This window comes from Lutimaribacter degradans, from assembly GCF_023703375.1.
In the GTDB taxonomy this organism is placed as follows: Bacteria; Pseudomonadota; Alphaproteobacteria; order Rhodobacterales; family Rhodobacteraceae; genus Lutimaribacter; species Lutimaribacter degradans.
In genome coordinates this window covers 61,875-79,184 of record NZ_JAMQGO010000011.1, presented here as the reverse complement: position 1 = coordinate 79,184, position 17,310 = coordinate 61,875, and the positions used below count along the sequence as shown (strand labels likewise).

General features: G+C 62.3%; 17 protein-coding genes. 5 read left to right on the top strand and 12 right to left on the bottom strand.

The features are described 5' to 3' along the window. Positions 1-73: 73 nt before the first annotated feature. Positions 74-631 carry a glutathione peroxidase gene (locus M8744_RS14645; RefSeq protein WP_251419084.1) on the top strand — a complete coding sequence of 186 codons (558 nt, stop codon included), beginning with the start codon at positions 74-76 and terminating at the stop codon, positions 629-631. Here M8744_RS14645 and M8744_RS14640 read toward each other — a convergent pair whose 3' ends face one another. The 3 genes from M8744_RS14640 to M8744_RS14630 are packed head-to-tail and all read right to left on the bottom strand — an operon-like array spanning position 632 to position 2,927. Further along, positions 632-1,744, bottom strand: a complete 1,113-nt coding sequence (locus M8744_RS14640) for a CaiB/BaiF CoA transferase family protein (RefSeq protein WP_251419082.1) — start codon at positions 1,742-1,744, stop codon at positions 632-634. It abuts the gene before it with no gap. Then, complete coding sequence (locus M8744_RS14635) at positions 1,744-2,406, bottom strand: DsbA family protein (RefSeq protein ID WP_251419080.1); 663 nt, start codon at positions 2,404-2,406, stop codon at positions 1,744-1,746. Before M8744_RS14635 ends, M8744_RS14640 begins: the two co-directional genes overlap by 1 nt. Then, a complete protein-coding gene (locus tag M8744_RS14630) occupies positions 2,406-2,927 on the bottom strand; it encodes a DUF721 domain-containing protein (RefSeq protein WP_251419078.1) in 522 nt (173 codons plus the stop codon). The genes M8744_RS14635 and M8744_RS14630 overlap by 1 nt, the downstream gene beginning before the upstream one ends. Positions 2,928-3,009: 82 nt before the next feature. Here M8744_RS14630 and mutY point away from each other — a divergent pair, with 82 nt between their 5' ends. After that, complete coding sequence (mutY, locus tag M8744_RS14625) at positions 3,010-4,095, top strand: A/G-specific adenine glycosylase (protein WP_251419077.1); 1,086 nt, start codon at positions 3,010-3,012, stop codon at positions 4,093-4,095. A 1-nt stretch (position 4,096) separates the two neighbouring features. Then, complete coding sequence (locus M8744_RS14620) at positions 4,097-5,254, top strand: alkane 1-monooxygenase (RefSeq protein ID WP_251419075.1); 1,158 nt, start codon at positions 4,097-4,099, stop codon at positions 5,252-5,254. Positions 5,255-5,304: 50 nt separating this feature from the next. Here the strand turns inward: M8744_RS14620 and M8744_RS14615 are convergent, their stop codons facing one another. From M8744_RS14615 to M8744_RS14585, 7 genes are all read right to left on the bottom strand, one after another. Beyond that, positions 5,305-6,888, bottom strand: coding sequence for an acyl-CoA synthetase (locus M8744_RS14615; RefSeq protein WP_251419073.1), 1,584 nt, complete (start codon positions 6,886-6,888; stop codon positions 5,305-5,307). A gap of 61 nt (positions 6,889-6,949) precedes the next feature. Next, positions 6,950-8,257 carry a TRAP transporter large permease gene (locus tag M8744_RS14610; protein ID WP_251419071.1) on the bottom strand — a complete coding sequence of 436 codons (1,308 nt, stop codon included), beginning with the start codon at positions 8,255-8,257 and terminating at the stop codon, positions 6,950-6,952. Further along, the gene (locus tag M8744_RS14605) at positions 8,250-8,711 is read right to left on the bottom strand and encodes a TRAP transporter small permease (RefSeq protein ID WP_251419069.1); all 462 of its coding nucleotides are present in this window, start codon (positions 8,709-8,711) and stop codon (positions 8,250-8,252) included. Before M8744_RS14605 ends, M8744_RS14610 begins: the two co-directional genes overlap by 8 nt. 152 nt (positions 8,712-8,863) lie before the next feature. After that, complete coding sequence (locus M8744_RS14600) at positions 8,864-10,000, bottom strand: C4-dicarboxylate TRAP transporter substrate-binding protein (RefSeq protein WP_251419067.1); 1,137 nt, start codon at positions 9,998-10,000, stop codon at positions 8,864-8,866. Positions 10,001-10,099: 99 nt separating this feature from the next. Continuing rightward, positions 10,100-10,879: an enoyl-CoA hydratase-related protein gene (locus M8744_RS14595; protein WP_251419065.1), complete on the bottom strand. Its 780-nt coding sequence runs from the start codon at positions 10,877-10,879 to the stop codon at positions 10,100-10,102. Beyond that, positions 10,876-11,766: a crotonase/enoyl-CoA hydratase family protein gene (locus tag M8744_RS14590; protein ID WP_251419063.1), complete on the bottom strand. Its 891-nt coding sequence runs from the start codon at positions 11,764-11,766 to the stop codon at positions 10,876-10,878. Before M8744_RS14590 ends, M8744_RS14595 begins: the two co-directional genes overlap by 4 nt. Before the next feature lie 9 nt (positions 11,767-11,775). After that, the gene (locus M8744_RS14585; protein ID WP_251419061.1) at positions 11,776-12,516 is read right to left on the bottom strand and encodes a FadR/GntR family transcriptional regulator; all 741 of its coding nucleotides are present in this window, start codon (positions 12,514-12,516) and stop codon (positions 11,776-11,778) included. A 256-nt stretch (positions 12,517-12,772) separates the two neighbouring features. Here M8744_RS14585 and M8744_RS14580 point away from each other — a divergent pair, with 256 nt between their 5' ends. Both M8744_RS14580 and M8744_RS14575 read left to right on the top strand, forming a co-directional pair. Beyond that, the gene (locus M8744_RS14580; protein ID WP_251419059.1) at positions 12,773-13,849 is read left to right on the top strand and encodes a phosphotransferase family protein; all 1,077 of its coding nucleotides are present in this window, start codon (positions 12,773-12,775) and stop codon (positions 13,847-13,849) included. A gap of 14 nt (positions 13,850-13,863) precedes the next feature. Then, positions 13,864-15,117, top strand: a complete 1,254-nt coding sequence (locus M8744_RS14575; protein WP_251419057.1) for an acyl-CoA dehydrogenase family protein — start codon at positions 13,864-13,866, stop codon at positions 15,115-15,117. A gap of 65 nt (positions 15,118-15,182) precedes the next feature. Here the strand turns inward: M8744_RS14575 and hutC are convergent, their stop codons facing one another. Both hutC and M8744_RS14565 read right to left on the bottom strand, forming a co-directional pair. Next, complete coding sequence (gene hutC / locus M8744_RS14570; RefSeq protein WP_251419055.1) at positions 15,183-15,884, bottom strand: histidine utilization transcriptional repressor HutC; 702 nt, start codon at positions 15,882-15,884, stop codon at positions 15,183-15,185. After that, the gene (locus tag M8744_RS14565) at positions 15,881-17,248 is read right to left on the bottom strand and encodes a formimidoylglutamate deiminase (RefSeq protein WP_251419053.1); all 1,368 of its coding nucleotides are present in this window, start codon (positions 17,246-17,248) and stop codon (positions 15,881-15,883) included. Before M8744_RS14565 ends, hutC begins: the two co-directional genes overlap by 4 nt. Positions 17,249-17,310 lie beyond the last annotated feature (62 nt).

Below are 17,310 nucleotides of genomic sequence, written 5' to 3'. Positions count from 1 at the left end.
CAGGCAGGTGGACTTGGTGATTTGTGCGCCTATTTCATCCGAACAAGAACAGCCAGTTCATCCTGGGGGCCGAATGTTGACCATTATTCGAAAGTCTTATGCGCCGTTGATGCTGGTCTGGCTGGCGCTTGCGGCACTGATCGTCCTGGCGCCCATGGTTCGCGCCGACGAGTTCAAGTTCGAGTCGATAGATGGCGGGCAGATCAATCTTGCAGATTGGCGGGGCAGTCCCGTTCTGGTGGTCAACACGGCATCGCGCTGCGGGTTCACACCGCAATACGACGCCCTCCAAGACCTGCACGAACGGTTTGGTGACAAGGGGCTTTTGGTGCTTGCCGTTCCCTCGAACGATTTTCGGCAGGAACTGGCCAGCGACGACGAGGTCAAGGAGTTCTGCGACGTGAATTTCGGCCTGACCCTGCCGATGACGACCATCACCAAGGTCAAGGGCGAAGAAGCGCACCCATTCTACAAATGGGTGGCCGATACGGCCGGGTTCCGCCCGGGCTGGAACTTCAACAAGATCCTTCTTGGCCCGGATGGAACGGTGCTGGAAACTTGGGGGTCGCCCGTGCGCCCGACATCAGCCAAAGTGATCAACCGGCTCGAACCCCTGCTGCCGCAGGGGTGATCAGCCGTTTTCGTTCAGCTTGGGCGACGGACGCTCAAGCGCCAGGTCGGCATCCGAGAACCGGAACGGGCTGCGCACGCCCGGCACACCGTCCAGCTCGATCCGCATACCACGCGCTTGCACATGCGGGTCGGCGAACACATCCGCCATATCGTTGATGGGGCCTGCCGGAATGCCCTGATCCTCGCAGCCCTGCAACAGGTCGGCCTTGGCCCATTTGAGTGTCTCGGCCATCAGCAGGTCGATCATCTCGGGACGGTTCTGCACACGGTCTGAATTTTTCAGAAATTTCGGATCCTCGGCCATCCAACCCAGCCCCAGAAGGTGGCACAGGCGTTGATACTGGCCGTCATTTCCGGTGGCGATGATGATAAACCCGTCCGCACAATCGAACACCTGGTAGGGTGTCAGGTTGGGGTGATAGTTGCCCGTGCGGCCCGGCGGCGTGCCGGTGGCCAGGTAATTCATCGCCTGGTTGGCCATTGCCGAAACCGCGCAGTCCAGCAGCGCCATATCGAGATGTTGCCCCTTGCCCGTCGCATGGCGCTGGTGCAACGCGGCCAGAATACCGCTGACCGAGTACAGCCCGGTAAACAGGTCGGTGATCGCCACGCCCGCACGTTGCGGCTGCCCGTCCGGGTCGCCGGTGATCGACATGAAACCGGACATGCCCTGGATAATGTAATCATACCCGGCACGGTGGGCATAAGGCCCGGTTTGCCCGAAGCCGGTGATCGAACAATAGATCAACCCCGGGTTCAGCGCCGACAGGCTGTCATAATCCAGCCCGTACTTGGCCAACCCGCCTACCTTGAAATTCTCGATCAGGATATCTGCATCGCGCACCAGGTCGCGCACCTGTTCCTGCCCTTCCGGGGTGCGAAAATCAATGGCAACCGATTTCTTGCCGCGGTTGCAGCTATGGAAATAGGCGGCGGTCTTGTCGTCACCGCGCTCGATAAAGGGGGGGCCCCATTGGCGCGTGTCATCGCCGGTCAGGGCCTCGACCTTGATGACCTCGGCGCCCAGATCCGACAGGGTCTGGCCGGCCCAGGGGCCAGCCAGAATACGCGCCAGTTCGACGACCTTCAAACCTGCAAGCGGTGCCGTCATCAGTTCGCCAGGTTTTCGTCGATAAGCGCCTTCAGATCGGCCCATGACATGTTGCCGTGCTTTTCGCCGTTGATGATCAGCGACGGGGTGCTGTTGATATCGTCGGCCTCGGCGTTCTGCTGGAACCAGGCCACCAGCGTCTGGGCCTTGTCGGCATCGGCAAGGCAGCTATCCAGTTGTTCATCGCTCAGCCCGGCAACCTTGCCGATCCGGCGCAGGTTTTCTGCGATCTGTGCGGGCTGGCCATCACCGATCCAGTCACGTTGCTGTTTGTAAAGGATGTCGGTGATGCCGAAAAACCGGTTCGAGTCGCAGCGCGCCACCATCGACGCCCAAAGGCCCGGGCGGTCGAAATAGACATCACGATAGACAAAGCGCACCTTGCCCGTATCGACGTATTCCGACTTCAACTGTTGCGCCGGACCATTATGGAAGGTCGCGCAGTGCGGGCATGTGAATGATGCGTATTCGATCACCGTCACCGGCGCGTCATCGGCGCCAATGGACATTTCGACAATCGACGAGGTATCGACATTCGCTGCTTCTTGCGCGTTGGCTGCGCCCAGCTCGGGCAGGTCATCACGCCCGCCGAACGAGAAAACGCCAGCCCCTGTCGCCAGTATAAGCGCCCCGGCGCCGATCATCATGGTTCTGCGGTCCATTACTGGTCCCCTTTCCTTTGCTTGGCCTTGGATAGAACGTTGCGTGCCAGATGTTCAAGCGCATCCCGCAACGCCCCATCCTGAACATCGCTGGCGACTTGGGCCGCCGCTTGCGTGATTTCTGGATCCGGCGCCACCTTGGCAGTTTTCGGGCGGTGCTGAAATTGCGCCTGGCCTTCGGCAAAGCCCGTCGGCGCCGTCTGGGCGATGCGGACGCGGGAAATGGCGTTGTAGCCATAGACTGCGTTCACCTTTTCTCTCAGCTTTTCCTTTTGCATTTCAAGCATGGGCGCTTGCGCACCCGTGGTCAGAACCGTCAGGGTTGCACCGAAACCCTGACGGCCATATTTCACCTCGACCGGGCGGGCCACTTGCGCCAGTTCCGCGCCAACGACCTCTTCCCAGTGGGTCAGTAGACGCGTGACGGCAAATCCGCGCCCTTCGCTGGCCCGCCGGATGCGTGGTTGCAAAAGGCTGGACGTGCGTGAAAACCCGTATGTTGTGCCCGACTGGCGAGACATTGCTTGTATCCTTGCGTTCCACGCTATTCTAGAGATTGCTACGCTGGCTGCCACAGAAACCGGCGACACGGAGGAATAAAGATTGCGTGAGAAGCCTCGGGCATCCGAGTTGTTGGCCTGGTATGACCGTCACGCCCGCGACATGCCGTGGCGGGTGCCCCCCGGTGCGCGAAAGGCAGGCCAGCGGCCCGATCCATATGCCGTATGGTTGTCCGAGGTAATGTTGCAACAAACCACGGTGGCGGCTGTGCGCGGCTATTTTCATCGTTTCACGCTGCGCTGGCCCACCGTGTCCGACCTGGCCGCGGCCCAAGATACACAGGTCATGGCAGAATGGGCGGGCCTGGGCTACTATGCACGCGCCCGGAACCTGATGAAATGCGCTCGAACTGTGGTGGCCGAGCACGGCGGAGAATTTCCCGACACCCGCGAAGGATTGCAGGCGCTTCCTGGCATCGGCCCCTACACCGCCAGCGCGATTGCCGCCATCGCGTTCGGCCGGCCTGAAACGGTGGTGGATGGCAATGTCGAGCGGGTGATGGCCCGGCTCTACGACGTGGCCACGCCGCTGCCGACGGCCAAGAAAGAGCTTACGCAACTGGCCGATGGGATAACGCCAGACCAGCGCCCCGGCGACTACGCCCAGGCGGTGATGGACCTGGGCGCAACCATCTGCACGCCGCGCAACCCCGCATGCGGCATCTGCCCCTGGCGCGCGCCCTGCCGTGCACGCGCGGCAGGCACCGCACCCGACCTGCCGCTGAAACTGCCCAAAAAGCCCAAGCCGGTGCGCGTGGGTTATGCCTATGTCGGGCGGCGTGCCGACGGCGCCTGGTTGATGGAGCGACGGCCCGACAGCGGCCTTCTGGGCGGTATGCTGGGCTGGCCCGGCAGCGACTGGGCCGAAATCCCGCCCGCGCCCGCACCACCCCTGCCCGCCGATTGGCACATGCTGACGGAAGAGGCCCGGCATACCTTCACGCATTTCCACTTGCGGCTTAAGGTCCTGATAGCCGATCTGCCCGTTGACGCAGCCGCCGATCACGGGCACTTCATACCCCGCGACGAGTTTCGCCCGTCGGACCTGCCCACCGCGATGCGCAAGGTGTTCGACCTTGCCCACAGCGCCTTTACAGCAGTCAGCACGGGCCCTGCCGAGGACCGATAAGATGGCCGAGCGCTTTATGCAAATCCCCGAAAGCCGCGCCGCGCAATTGCGCGATGCCCTGCCGTTCTGGTTGACGCTGCTACTGATCCCGGTGGCCTGGCTGGGGGCGATCAAGGGGGGCTGGACCGTCGTTCTTCTGCCCGTCATGACTTGGTATTTCTTTTCGTTGCTCGACGCGATCCTGGGGTTGAACACGGCCAATGCCGATCCGGGCACGGATGAGGACCGCCTGACCTGGTATCGCGCCATCACGCTGATCTGGCCCTTTGCACAGTTCGCGACGCTGTTCGGACTGATCTGGTATGTCACCGGCCCCGGTGACGCCGATCTGAACGCGCTGGAAACCATCGTACTGTTTTTCGGCGTGGGCGTGATCACCGGCACCGTCGGCATCAATTACAGCCACGAGCTGATGCACCAGAAAAACAAGACCGAGCGCTGGTTGGGTGACATCCTGTTGTCGATGGTTCTGTATTCGCATTTCCGGTCGGAACACCTGCGGGTGCATCACATCTATGTCGGCACCCCGCGCGATCCCGTGACCGCCCGCTACAACGAAGGGTTCCACCGTTTTTTCCCCCGCGTGGCGCGCCAGTCGCTGGTGTCGGCCTTCAAGGCGGAGAAAGACATGCTTGCGCGACGCGGCGAAAGCTGGACGAGCGTGAAGAACCCGTTCTGGCGCTACTGGGCCCTTCAGGCAGCGATGCTGGTGCTGGCACTGGTTATCGGCGGATGGGAGGGGCTGGCCCTGTTCGTTTGGCAGGCTGGCGTCGCCATCTGGCAGCTGGAACTGGTGAATTATGTCGAGCATTACGGCCTGACACGCAAACACCTGGGCGAGGGCAAGTATGAACATGTCAAACCGCATCACAGCTGGAACGCGGCGCACAAGGCGTCAAACTGGTTGTTGATCAACCTGCAACGGCATTCCGACCACCACTACAAGCCCGACCGCCGCTTTCCCCTGCTGCAAAACTACACCGAGGCCGACGCGCCGCAGTTGCCCTATGGCTATCCGATAATGACAATGGCGGCGATGGTGCCGCCTGTCTGGCGGCGCTACATGAACCCGCGCGTGCGGCGCTGGCGCCAGATGTATTACCCGGAAATCACCGATTGGACGGCCTATAACAAGGCGCAGACCCCGATGCCGCGCTAAGCGCGCGCATCGCCCGGCCCGCATACAAGGTTCCGGGCCGGGCTCTTTTCTTACTCGTCGGCGTAGATTTGCGCATATGTAATGCGCAGATCGCGTTTCAGGATCTTGCCGCTGGCATTCTTGGGCAGCGCGTCGGTTACCTCGACATGCTTGGGTGCCTTGAAGTGGGCCAGCGCTTCGCGGCAATATTCCATCAGAACCTCAGGCGTGACATCCTTGCCGGCCTTGGGCACCACGACGGCGGTCACCGCCTCGATCCATTTCGGGTGCGGCACGCCGAACACGGCCACCTCGGCCACGTCGGGATGACGAAAGATCGCCTCTTCCACCTCTCGGCTGGCTACGTTTTCACCGCCGGTCTTGATCATGTCTTTCTTGCGGTCGACCACGTACAGGTATCCATCCTCGTCGAAGCGGCCCAAGTCGCCACTGTGGAACCAGCCGTTGCGAAACGCCTCGGCCGTCTTGTCGGGGTCGTTGTAATACTCGGTGATCAGGTGCGGGCTGCGATGCACGATCTCGCCCACTTCGCCCACGGGCACAGGGTTGTCATCGTCATCCACCACACGCGTTTCCACGTTCAGCGACGGGCGCCCGGCGGAACCCAGCTTGCGCAACTGGTCATGCGGTTTCAGGATCGTCGCGAGCGGCGCCATTTCCGTCTGGCCATAGAAATTGAACAGCCGCATGTTTGGCAGTCGTTCCGACAACTCTTCGATCACCGCGGTGGGCATGATCGACGCGCCGTAATAGCCTTGCGACAGGCTGCTCAGGTCGCGCTTGTCGAAATCGGGGTGGCGCAGCAACGCGATCCAGATCGTCGGCGGACAGAAAAGCTTGGTCACGCCGTGTCTCTCGATCGCTTCCAGCATTTCGGCCGGGTCGGCCTTGTCATGCAGGATCGAGGTGACGCCCAGATACAGATCGGGGCTCAGGAAACAATCCAGCTGCGCGCAATGAAACAGCGGCAGGCAGTGCAGCGACACCGCATCCTCACCCATCTCGCCGTCGATGATGCAGCTTGAATACTGCGCGTAAAGCGCGCCCGAGGTCAGCAATGCCCCCTTGGGCCGGCTCTCCGTGCCACTGGTATACATCATCTGGATCGGGTCGTCGGCATGGACGTCATGCCAGACTTCGCTCGCGTCATCATGGTCCAGGATGTCCGAGACGGGCAGCCAGCCCTCGGGCGGGGTGACACCCGCATGGGGGATCGCGAAACGCGGCATGTCCGGCTGTCCGATCTCGGAAAGCGCGGCATCGGCGGTTTCGCACAACGCATCCTCGGCTATCATCATCTTCGCGCCGGAATGGTCCATGATGTAAGCCACGTCGGGCGCCGTCAGCATGAAGTTCACCGGAGTCGTCACCGCGCCCAGCCGCGCCAGCGCATAGCGCAACACAACGAAGGTGCGGTTGTTATGCGTGAAAACCGCGACGCGGTCGCCCTTGACGACGCCGCGCGCCGACAGCGCGTTGGCGGCACGGTTCACCGCCGCATCAAGCTGCACGAATGTATCGGTCCGGTCGCGGAAAACCAGCGCCACCTTGTCGGGAAAACGCCCTGCCGAGCGGCGCAGCATGTCGGCCAGTTGTTGTCCACGGGCGCGACGGATCAGTTGGTCGGTTTGCATGGTTCATGCCCCTTGTCTTGCTTTTGGATGCCCGGCGCATCCCGGCGCCGGGCCTTTCGGATCAACCTGCGAGGTTCGGCAACCAAAGCACCAGCCCCGGAAAGGCACACAGGATCGCGACGAGAACCAGGTCCATCACGATGAACCAGGCCACGCCACGGAAAATGGCCGAGGTTTTAACGAGGTCGCCCACAACGCTTTTGATGACAAAAACGTTCATGCCGATGGGGGGTGTGATCATCCCGATCTCCAGCAGCTTGGTCAGGACGATACCGAACCACAACAGGCTCCACCCCGATGCGTCGACCACCGGCAGGATGATGGGCAACGTCAGCAGCATGGCACCGATGGGCTCAAGGAACATGCCCATCAACAGGTAGACGCAGACGATACCGATCATCAGAAGCACGGGGCTGGAAGCAATCGAAAGGATTCCCCCCGACAGGTAATCGCCGGCCCCCGACAGCGCCAGGAATCGCGTCAGCAGGCTGGCACCGATGGCGATGATCAACAGCGCGGCAGTGGTCATCAGGGTTTCGCGTGCGGCGGTCAGAAAACGGTCAAGCGTCATCTGCCCGCTGATGATGGCCACCAGGCAGGCCAGCGACGCGCCAACCGCGCCCGCCTCGGTGGGTGTGAACACGCCGCCGAACAACCCGCCGAAGATTCCAATCATGATCAACAGGATCGGCCAGGTCTCGCGCAACGCCAACAGCTTTTCGCGCATCGTCACGCTGGCGTCGCGCTCGGGCGCCAGGTCAGGATTGAGCCACACCCGCAGAAGCACCACCAGCGTATAGCCAACCGCCGTCATCAGGCCGGCGACGATACCGCCCAGGAACAGTGCTGAAATCGAAATCTGCGCGATCACCCCGTAAAGGATCAGGATGATCGAGGGCGGGATAAGCGCGCCGATCGTGCCCGCCACGGCCACCGTACCGGTGGCCAGTTCCGGGTGATATCTGTGTTTCATCATCTCGGGGATGGCGATACGCCCCATCGCCGCCGAGCACGCGATGGACGACCCCGATACGGCGGCGAACCCCGCCGAGCCGAAAATGGACGCGATGGCCAGACCACCCGGAAGGCTGGCCAGCCAGATGCGCGCCGCGTTGAACATGCCCCGGGTCAGCTGGGTGTGATAGCTGATAAAGCCCAGGAACAGGAACATCGGGATCGAACTGAGGATCCAGCTCGAGGTGAACTTGTAAGGGATAATGCTCATCGAGCCCCAGGCCACGCGTGGCCCCATCAGCACGTAAAGCCCGGTGAAAGACACCGCTATCAGGGCGATGCCAATGGGCACGCGCACCGCGATCAGGGCAATGAGGGTGGCAAGGCCGGTCAGGCCAACTCCGACATCAGTCATTTATGAACTTCACATCTGCATCGGTTTCGCTAAGGCCGCTTTTCGCGCCGGTGATTGTGGCGATCACGCGGTAGGCCGCGATCAGCGCCATCAGCGCCGCACCCAACGGGATCAACCAGTAGCTTTGCCAGATCTCGATCATCTGGCTGCCCTGTTCCATCGTGGCACCGCCACGGGTTTTCTTCATCGCTTCGCTCCAGCCAGCGATCATAAGAATTACGGTCACAGCGATCGTCAACGCGCTGGCAAGAACGGAAAACGCCGCACGCGGCCGTTCCGACATCAGGTCGGTCAGGAACTCGACCGAGATATGGGCGCGTTTTTCCTCGGCCACGCCAAGGGCGATGAAGACCAGAATGATCATGTAATAATTGGCCACCACAACGATCGTGCCGGGCAATGGCGCATTGAACAGGTAGCGGCCCAGCACGTCGGCGGTGACATGCAACATCATCAATACAACACAAATCGCCCCGATGAACGATGCGGACCTGCATAGAAACGATAGCGCCCTGCCGATCATGAACATGGGAAAGCCTCCGTTCGTCGTGAGAGCCGGGCACCGCGCTCAGGCGGCACCCGGCCTTGGGTCAGGTCAACCGTCGCTTACTGGCCGTAGCTGGCAACGTCGATCTTCGAAAAGATCTCGTTCCAGTAGATTTCGGCCAGTTCCTCGCCGCTGCTGACATCCTTTGTCAGCTCGGTCCACTTGCCCAGGCTTTCGGTCAGGGCGGCTGCAGCCTCGGCACCGCTTTCGATGCCGAAACGCTCGTTGTAGATCTCGGCGATGGCATCCTTGTCTTCCTGGATGAATTCACGGTTCATCGCCACGATATCATCGGGCGCGGCGCCGTATTCGATACCCTCGCCCGGGGCGCGCTCACGACCGGCGCGGCCTTCCTCAATATAGACCCAGGCAATATCGGCAGCCAACTTGGCGTGGGCACGCAGCATCGCCTGCTTGTTGTCGTCCGACAGGCCGTTCCAGCTGTCCTTGTTCATCGTGAAGGGCACGTTGAACTGGGCACCCGGCGCGCCGATGTAGACATAATCGACCACGTCGATGAAGCCGAAGTTCACGAAGTCGGCGGTGTTCGACATGGTGCAGTCGACCACGCCCTGGCTCAGGCCTTCGAGCGTTTCGTTGACCGACATCGAGACCGGCACGGCGCCAACCGATTCCGCCCAGCGCGCCCAGTAGGCACCCGCGGCGCGCAAACGCTTGCCTTCCAGGTCGCCGACCGAGCTCAGCGGCACCGCGCATTGCAACGCATAGGACGTGGTCGAAGACGCGCCCAGGTACACCTGGTTCTGCGCCGACATCTCGTCAATGCAGGCGGGGCAGTCGTTCATCACGTAATCCATGATGGCGCCGGTAAAGGCCAGGCTGCTCAGTTCTCCGGAAAACTCTTCCAGCTCGACCAGTTCCGAGAATTCGGCCAGCATGTTCAGCGTCGGGTATTCCGCCGGGAAATATGCCAGCAGGTTGCCCGCCACGTCGGCGATACCATCCCGCAGGCCGGCGTTGATTTCGCCAAAGCTCAGCAGCGACAGCGGAAACACCCGCACGCTGACTTCGCCGTTGCTGTATTCCTCGACGGCTTTGGCGTAGTCCTCGATCTTGGCGGTCGGCGCCGAGTTGGGCGGCCAGCCGCCCGCGAAGCTGAGATCAGCCGCCTGCGCGCCACCAGTGACGGCCAGCATGGATACGCCCGCAAAAAGGGCTTTCATCGTGTTTTTCATGGTTTTGGTTCCTCCCGTTTGGACCATGTTATTTATTTGTGACCTCGCCAAGTGTGACGAGGCGTCGCAAAACCGCCCGCCCTTCCGGCGGACGGGTCTTCATCCGTTGAACCGGGGCGCGCGCTTTTCGTGGAACGCGGCCAGCCCTTCGGCGAAATCCAGCGTCTCGCCCGCCTGTTTCTGCAAATGCCGTTCGGTTTGCAGGGCCGTATCGAAATCTGCATCTACCGCGGCCCAGGCCGCCTGCCGAATCAGCGCATGCGCCCGCGCCGGGCCATCCGCCAGCTTTTCGGCAAGCGCCTGCGCGGTATCTTCCACCGCGTCATCTTCGGCCAGGCGGGTGATCAGCCCCCAGTCATGCGCCTGTGGCGCGGGGATCTTTTCAGCAAGCAGCATCATTTCCATTGCCCGCACGCGCCCCACCGCGCGCGTCAAAAGCCATGTCGCGCCGCCATCGGGCACAAGGCCGATACGCGCGAACGCTTCGAGGAAATAGGCGCTTTTGCCAGCCACGATCACGTCGCAGACCAACGCCAGCGACGCGCCCACGCCCGCCGCAGCCCCGCGCACCGCCGAGATCAGCGGCACCGGCAAATCGCGGATCGTGCGCATCAGCGGGTTATAGTCGTTTTCCAGCGTCTCACCGACGTCGAAACCAGTGATATCCTTCGGCATCGCGGCCTTCAGGTTGGCGCCTGTGGAAAAGGCGCGTTCGCTGCCGGCCAGAATGATGGCGCGCGCACCGGCCGCAACGGCGTCTTTCAACGCATCGTGCAGATCGTGCGCCATCTGTGGCGTCATCGCATTCATCGTTGCCGGGTCGTTCAGGCGCAGGGTGGTCACCGCACCCGCGCGTTCGATCAGGATCGTGTCGCTCATTTTTCCTCCTCGTCCAGCCAGCCGGGCTCGGTCCACCAGGGGTAGAAACCGGGCATGTCGCGCGACACCCTGTCGGGAAAGGCCGGTGCGCGTTTTTCCAGGAAACTTGCCACGCCTTCGTCGGCGTCCGCCATGGAACTGCGCGCGGCGATGGCGCGACTGTCTATACGGTGCGCCTGCATCGGGTGATCGGCCCCGGCCATGCGCCACATCATCTGCCGCGTCAGCGCGATGGATACCGGCGCGGTATTGTCGGCGATCTCTTGCGCGATGGCGCGGGCCGCTGGCAAAAGGTCATCCGGCGCATGAACCGAGCGGACCAACCCGCCGGCATGGGCCTCGTCAGCACCGAAGACACGGCCCGAATAACACCATTCCAACGCCTGGCTCATACCAACCAGACGCGGCAGGAACCAGCTTGAAGCCGCCTCGGGCACGATACCGCGCCGCGCGAAAACGAACCCGAACCGCGCGGTTTCAGACGCAATGCGAATATCCATCGGCAATTGCATCGTGGCCCCGATGCCCACGGCGGGGCCATTCACCGCCGCGATAACCGGCTTCAGGCAGTTGAAGATGCGCAATGCCAGAACCCCGCCCATGTCGCGATTGGCCGGATCGTTCCAGGTAGCCGCATCCCGCGTCTTCGGGTCGACCTTTGCCGCGGTAAATGCGTTGGGGTCGTCCAGGTCGACGCCCGCACAGAAACCGCGCCCGGCACCGGTGAGGATAATGGCGCGCACGTCGTCATCGGCGTCGGCCGCGTCAAAGGTGGCGATCATTTCGTCCAGCATCGCCTGGGTAAAGGCGTTCAGACGCTCGGGTCGGTTCAGCGTCAGGGTCATGACGCCATCCGCCAGATCGGTGGTGATGTGGTGGTATTGCATGTACATCCCTTATGACAATGCGCGCGGATTCAATGCCACGGCATCCTCGAGCCCGGCAATCTGCGCGCCGCGCCAAAAGTCCTCGATATGCATCCGCGCCCATTTCTCGGCCCGGTCACAATCTCGGTCGCGCATGGCGGCGATGATGTTTGAATGCGCTTCGATCTGGCGCTTGTAGAACTGCGTGGCATAGGGGGCGATCTGCGCGAAGCCGCGAAACAGCAAAAGCGATATCGGCTCGCGCGCAAGCCCCAGCACCCGGTTGCGCCCCATCTCGCCGATACGGGTATGAAACGCCTCGTCCAACTCGATCGTGCGGGCCATCTGCCCCTCGGCGCCAACCAGGTCGGAATGAAGACCCTGCAGCATCTCGATCTCGTCCGCGCTGGCGCGCTCTGCGGCGATGCGGGCGGCCAGCGGCTCGGTCACCATCGTGACCTCCCACAGCTCACGAAAAGTGACCTTCATCAGTGCCATGGCACGGCCGGCACGGGTTGTAAGCTGATCGGCCTGCGGCACGGTCACCTCGAGCCGGCGGGGCGAGGGGCGATGTACCAGCCCGTCGCTTTCCAGATGCCGCAACCCTTCGCGCACCGTGGACCGGGTCACACCGAACAACTGCGCCAGTTCGGTCTCGCCCGGCAACTGGTCACCCGGCTTCAACTCGCCACGCAGTATTTGCGACTCGATCTCTTCGGCGACCTGCTGATAGGCAAAGGTCACGTTGATGGGTCGGGGCGTCAGGCTCATGCGCCTTTCCCAGCCCCCGCAAGCGCCTGCCAATAGGTGGTGCCAATAAGGCGCATGAGCATCCGTTCCTCTGCTAACGTCCGACATTAACGCAGGTTGATCGTGATTCACCTGACCTGTCAACACCTGTCTGCCAGCCCAATGGACGCTGCATTGCAGCATATTTTCGCCTGATATATACGGGTTTCTGCACCTGTTCACGCGGCACGTCACTGATAAGGGGATTGACCACACCCAAGCCGAGGCTTACCCCTTAGTGTCGGACAATATGACATTCAAGGGGCGCAAATGGCGCAACCGCATGACACCCGATAAACGGCCATCACAACAACGCCCCGATTTTGACCCAGCGGCGCTGGAACCGATTCTGGGAGGACCGGTTCAGATCGACCCCGTGGGAAACGGGCAGTCGAATCCTACCTGGTTCGTCACCACGCAAGGCGAGCGGTTGGTCCTGCGGAAAAAGCCCCGGGGCGCGACCTTGTCCAGCGCACATGCGATCGACCGCGAATACCGCGTGTTGGTGGCGTTACAGGACAGCGGCCTGCCCTTGCCACGCCCCGTGCATTACGAGCCTGACCCCTCGCTGATAGGCACGCCCTTTTACCTGATGGAGCGCTTGCCGGGCCGGGTATCGGATGACACCGCCCTGCCTCACCTGTTGCCCGATGCCCGCCGCGACGTGCACCTGCAGGCCGCGAGCGTATTGGCCCGGCTGCACCGGGTCGACGTGACGGCCGTCGGGCTTGCCGATTACGGGCGCAACTCGGGCTATTACGCGCGGCAAGTGGCGCGCTGGCGCAGCCAGTGGCAGGCGCTGGAGCATCGCACAGATGCCCGCATCGACACGCTGGCCGACTGGTTCGCCGGCAATATTCCTCCTGAAAGCCCGACCACCCTGGTGCATGGCGATTATCGCATCGGCAACCTGATCGTTGCCGATGATCCGGCCCGCATAACCGGCGTGCTGGATTGGGAATTGTCGACCCTTGGCGACCCGCTGGCCGACTTGGCGCATTGGGGCATGTTCTACGACCTGCGACCTAACCAGATGGGGGGGCTGGCCGGGCTTGACCTGTCGCGGCTGGGCCTTCCCGACAACGGCGCTTTCCTTGAAACCTACCGCGCGGCGGGCGGTTGCGATGCGCCGTTGCGCCCGTTTCATCGCGCCTTCGCGCTGTTTCGAATGGCGATCATTTGCGAAGGGATCGCCGCACGCGCCGCGACTGGCCAGGCCACCAGTGCCGATGCCCGCGCCGTGGGCGCACTGGCCCCCGATTTCGCCCGCCTTGCCGAGGCACGGCTTTCAACCGACACACTCAACACAGCCTGACAAGGAACGAGCAAATGGATTTCGCCTATTCCGACAAAAGCAAACAGATGCTGGCCTCTCTCAAGACGTTCATGGCCGATAACGTGCTGCCCGCGAACCGCCGCTTTCACGAGATCGCTCATACCGGCGCCTACCCGACCGAGGTGATCGAGCCGCTGAAGGCCAAGGCATTCGAGGCCGGCCTATGGAACATGTTCACCCCAGAACTGGAAGACGACCACCCCGGCACGCGGCTGACCAACCTGGAATACGCGCCGCTGGCCGAGGAAATGGGCCGCGTGCCGTGGAGCCCCGAGGTATTCAACTGCAACGCACCCGACACCGGCAACATGGAAATCCTGATGCAGTTCGGCACGCCCGAGCAGAAGGAAAAGTACCTTGACCCATTGTTGCGCGGCGAACTGCGCTCGGTCGTGGGCCTGACCGAGCCCGACGCGGCCTCATCCGACCTGACGAATCTGGCTACAACCATAAAGCGCGAAGGCGATGAATACGTGATCAACGGGCGCAAGTGGTTTTCGACCGGCGCCAAGCACCCCAATGCCAACCTCTGCATCGTTTTCGGCGTCTCCGACCCCTCGCCCGAGGCCGACCGCCACCGCAAGCACTCGTTCATCCTGGTACCGATGGACACGCCCGGATTCGAGGTGGTGCGCGACGTGCCGATCATGCACCACCATGCCCCCGAGGGGCATTGCGAAATCCTGATGCGCGACGTGCGCGTGCCCGTCGATGCCATGCTTGGCAACGAGGGCGACGGCTTCATGCTGGCACAGGCACGGCTGGGGCCGGGCCGCATCCATCATTGCATGCGCACCATCGGCCAATGCGAACTGGCGCTGGAACTGATGTGCGAACGCGCGCTTGAGCGCAGCACCTTCGGCAAGGCACTGGCCGACAATGCCAATATCCAGGACTGGATCGCCCAGTCGCGGATCGAGATTGACGCCGCACGACTGTTGATGTTGCAAACAGCCTGGCGCATGGATCAAGAGGGGGCACGCGCCGCGCGGGTCGATGTCTCGGCGATCAAGGTCATGGCCGCGCGGCTGCAAACCACGGTCGTTGACCGCGCGATGCAGGTTTTTGGCGCTGCGGGCATCACGCCCGACACCCCGCTGAGTTACCTGTGGACCTGGGGCCGAGCGATGCGATTCCTCGACGGGCCAGACGAGGTGCATCTGAAGGTCATTGCCCGGGAAGAGCTGAAAAAGACCAAGGGCGCGATGGGCGCGAACCTGGCGCATTTCGTGCCGCCCGCGCGATAAGCGCCGGCGCAGGGCCCGCGCCGGATTGCCGCGTGCATCATTTGTGCCGTGCCGGCACGCCGCTTTCAGTTCCGGGCTGTCAACCGATAGCCCGGTGCGGCCGCCGCCTGCACCGTTGTGATCGGCGCCGTGCCGATCCATGTCGTACGTTCGATCACGAACAGGGCACTGCCCACGGGTGCCGACAGGTGCTGGGCATTTTCGCCCTCGGCATTCATGGCCGAGAAGCTGACCTCGACGCGGCTGTAGGGCTTGTTGTGGACCAGCCACTCATTCGCGCTTTGGCCGGTCAGGTCAACATCGAGCACCTCGGGCATCGACTGTATGTCGATCCAGCGATCCTCGAAAATATAGGGGCAGTTATCGGCAAGGTGCAGCGCCTTTACGTGAAGCATCTCAACCGCGCTTTGAATCCCGAAACGCGCCATGATGGCGATCGGGCTTTGCTCGATCTCACGGCTGATAAGCTGGTAATTGTACTTGGCCCCCTTTTGTTCCACTTCGCGCCGTGTGATCGGAATGTCGAAAGTGGCGCGGGTGACCGGATCGGCCCGGACATGGGTACCGCCCTTGCGCTTGCGCTCGACCAATCCGGCAAGAGACAGGTCCTGCATCGCACGATGCACCGTTGTGCGGGCGCAGCCAAATTCGCGGGCGATATCCTCGTCTCGCGGCAGCTTGTCGCCCGGCGCATAAGTCCTGTCCAGGATGCGGGCGCGGATCTTGTCACGAACGTCGGTCCATGAATGGCGCGTGTCCAGGTTCAAATATCGGTCTCCAGTCGCTGCATTGTCGCCTTGTAGCTGGAAATTATAGCGTCACGCCGGAAATGGCGACCTTGCCTGACGACATGCCGCCCCGCGCTCCAGACATCACGGATACAGGCCCCGCCGCCGCCGCCAAAGATCAGGCTGTCAAGCAACGCATCACCCTGCCGGTTGCACAGCCACTCGTTGTCATCATCCAGTCCGATCAGGTCCGCCAGCGCGCCAATCTCGATCCGGCCGGTATCGCGACCACCGGCTTGCGCGCCGCCGTTCGCAGCCGCCTCGAACAGAACCCGCCCGGTTGAACGGTCAGGCGTCGCCAGCGCCGCCCGCGACCTGTCACGTAAACGCTGGGAATATTCCAGCGTCTTCAGCTCGTCGAAAAGCGCGATGTGGATATTGGAATCAGATCCGAACCCGATCGTGCCCCCCGCACCCAGATAGGTCGTACCGTTGAATATCCCGTCGCCAAGGCTTGATTCCGTGATCGGGCACAGCCCCGCAACGGCACCGGAACGGGCGAGGTCTTTCGTCTCGGCATCAGTCATCTGGGTACAGTGAATCAGGCACCACCTTTCGTCGACCGCGTGGTTGGCCAACAACCATTCCGTCGGCCGCGCGCCCATGTGGGCCAGCACTTCGTCTACCTCGGCCACCTGTTCGGCAAGGTGCATGTGGATCGGGCCGGTGCGCGCTTGCTCAAGCACATGGCGCAGGCCCTCTGAATCCACCGCCCGAAGGGAATGGGGCGCAACGCCGATTACAAAATCCGCAGGCCCGCGGGCCACGGCGGCGGCTGCGTCGGCGTGAAGACGCAGGAACTGGTCGGGCCCATTGCCGAACCGTTGCTGCCCCCCGTTCAGCGGGCGCAGGTCGCAACCGCCGAACTGGTAGTGCACCGGCAACAGGGTCAGGCCGATCCCGGCATTTTCCGAGGCCGCCACGATACGCTCGGACATCTCGGCAAGATTGGCATAGGGCACGCCGCCCACGTCATGGTGCAGGTAATGGAACTCGGCGACCGCGCCATAGCCGGCTTCGAGCATCTCCATGAAGACCAGCCCGGCGATCGCTTCGACATCATCCGGCGTCAGCTGGTCGAGAAACGTGTACATCAGGCGACGCCAACTCCAGAAGCTGTCGCTCGGGTCGGGGCCGCGCGCCTCTGTCAGGCCCGCCATCGCGCGCTGAAAGGCATGGCTGTGCAAGTTCAGCGGTGCGGGCAGCAGCAACGCGGCGCGATGGGTCGGGGTTTGCGAGGCAGAGCCGACCGACTCGATTCGACCATTTTCCCCGATCACCACCTCCACGTCCGATTGCCAGCCACCAGGAGTAAGAGCTTGCTTCGCTTGAATAACCTGCACGTCAACAACTCCATTGACAACTATATGTAACTACATATTAAATTTAAGCACGAAATAATTCA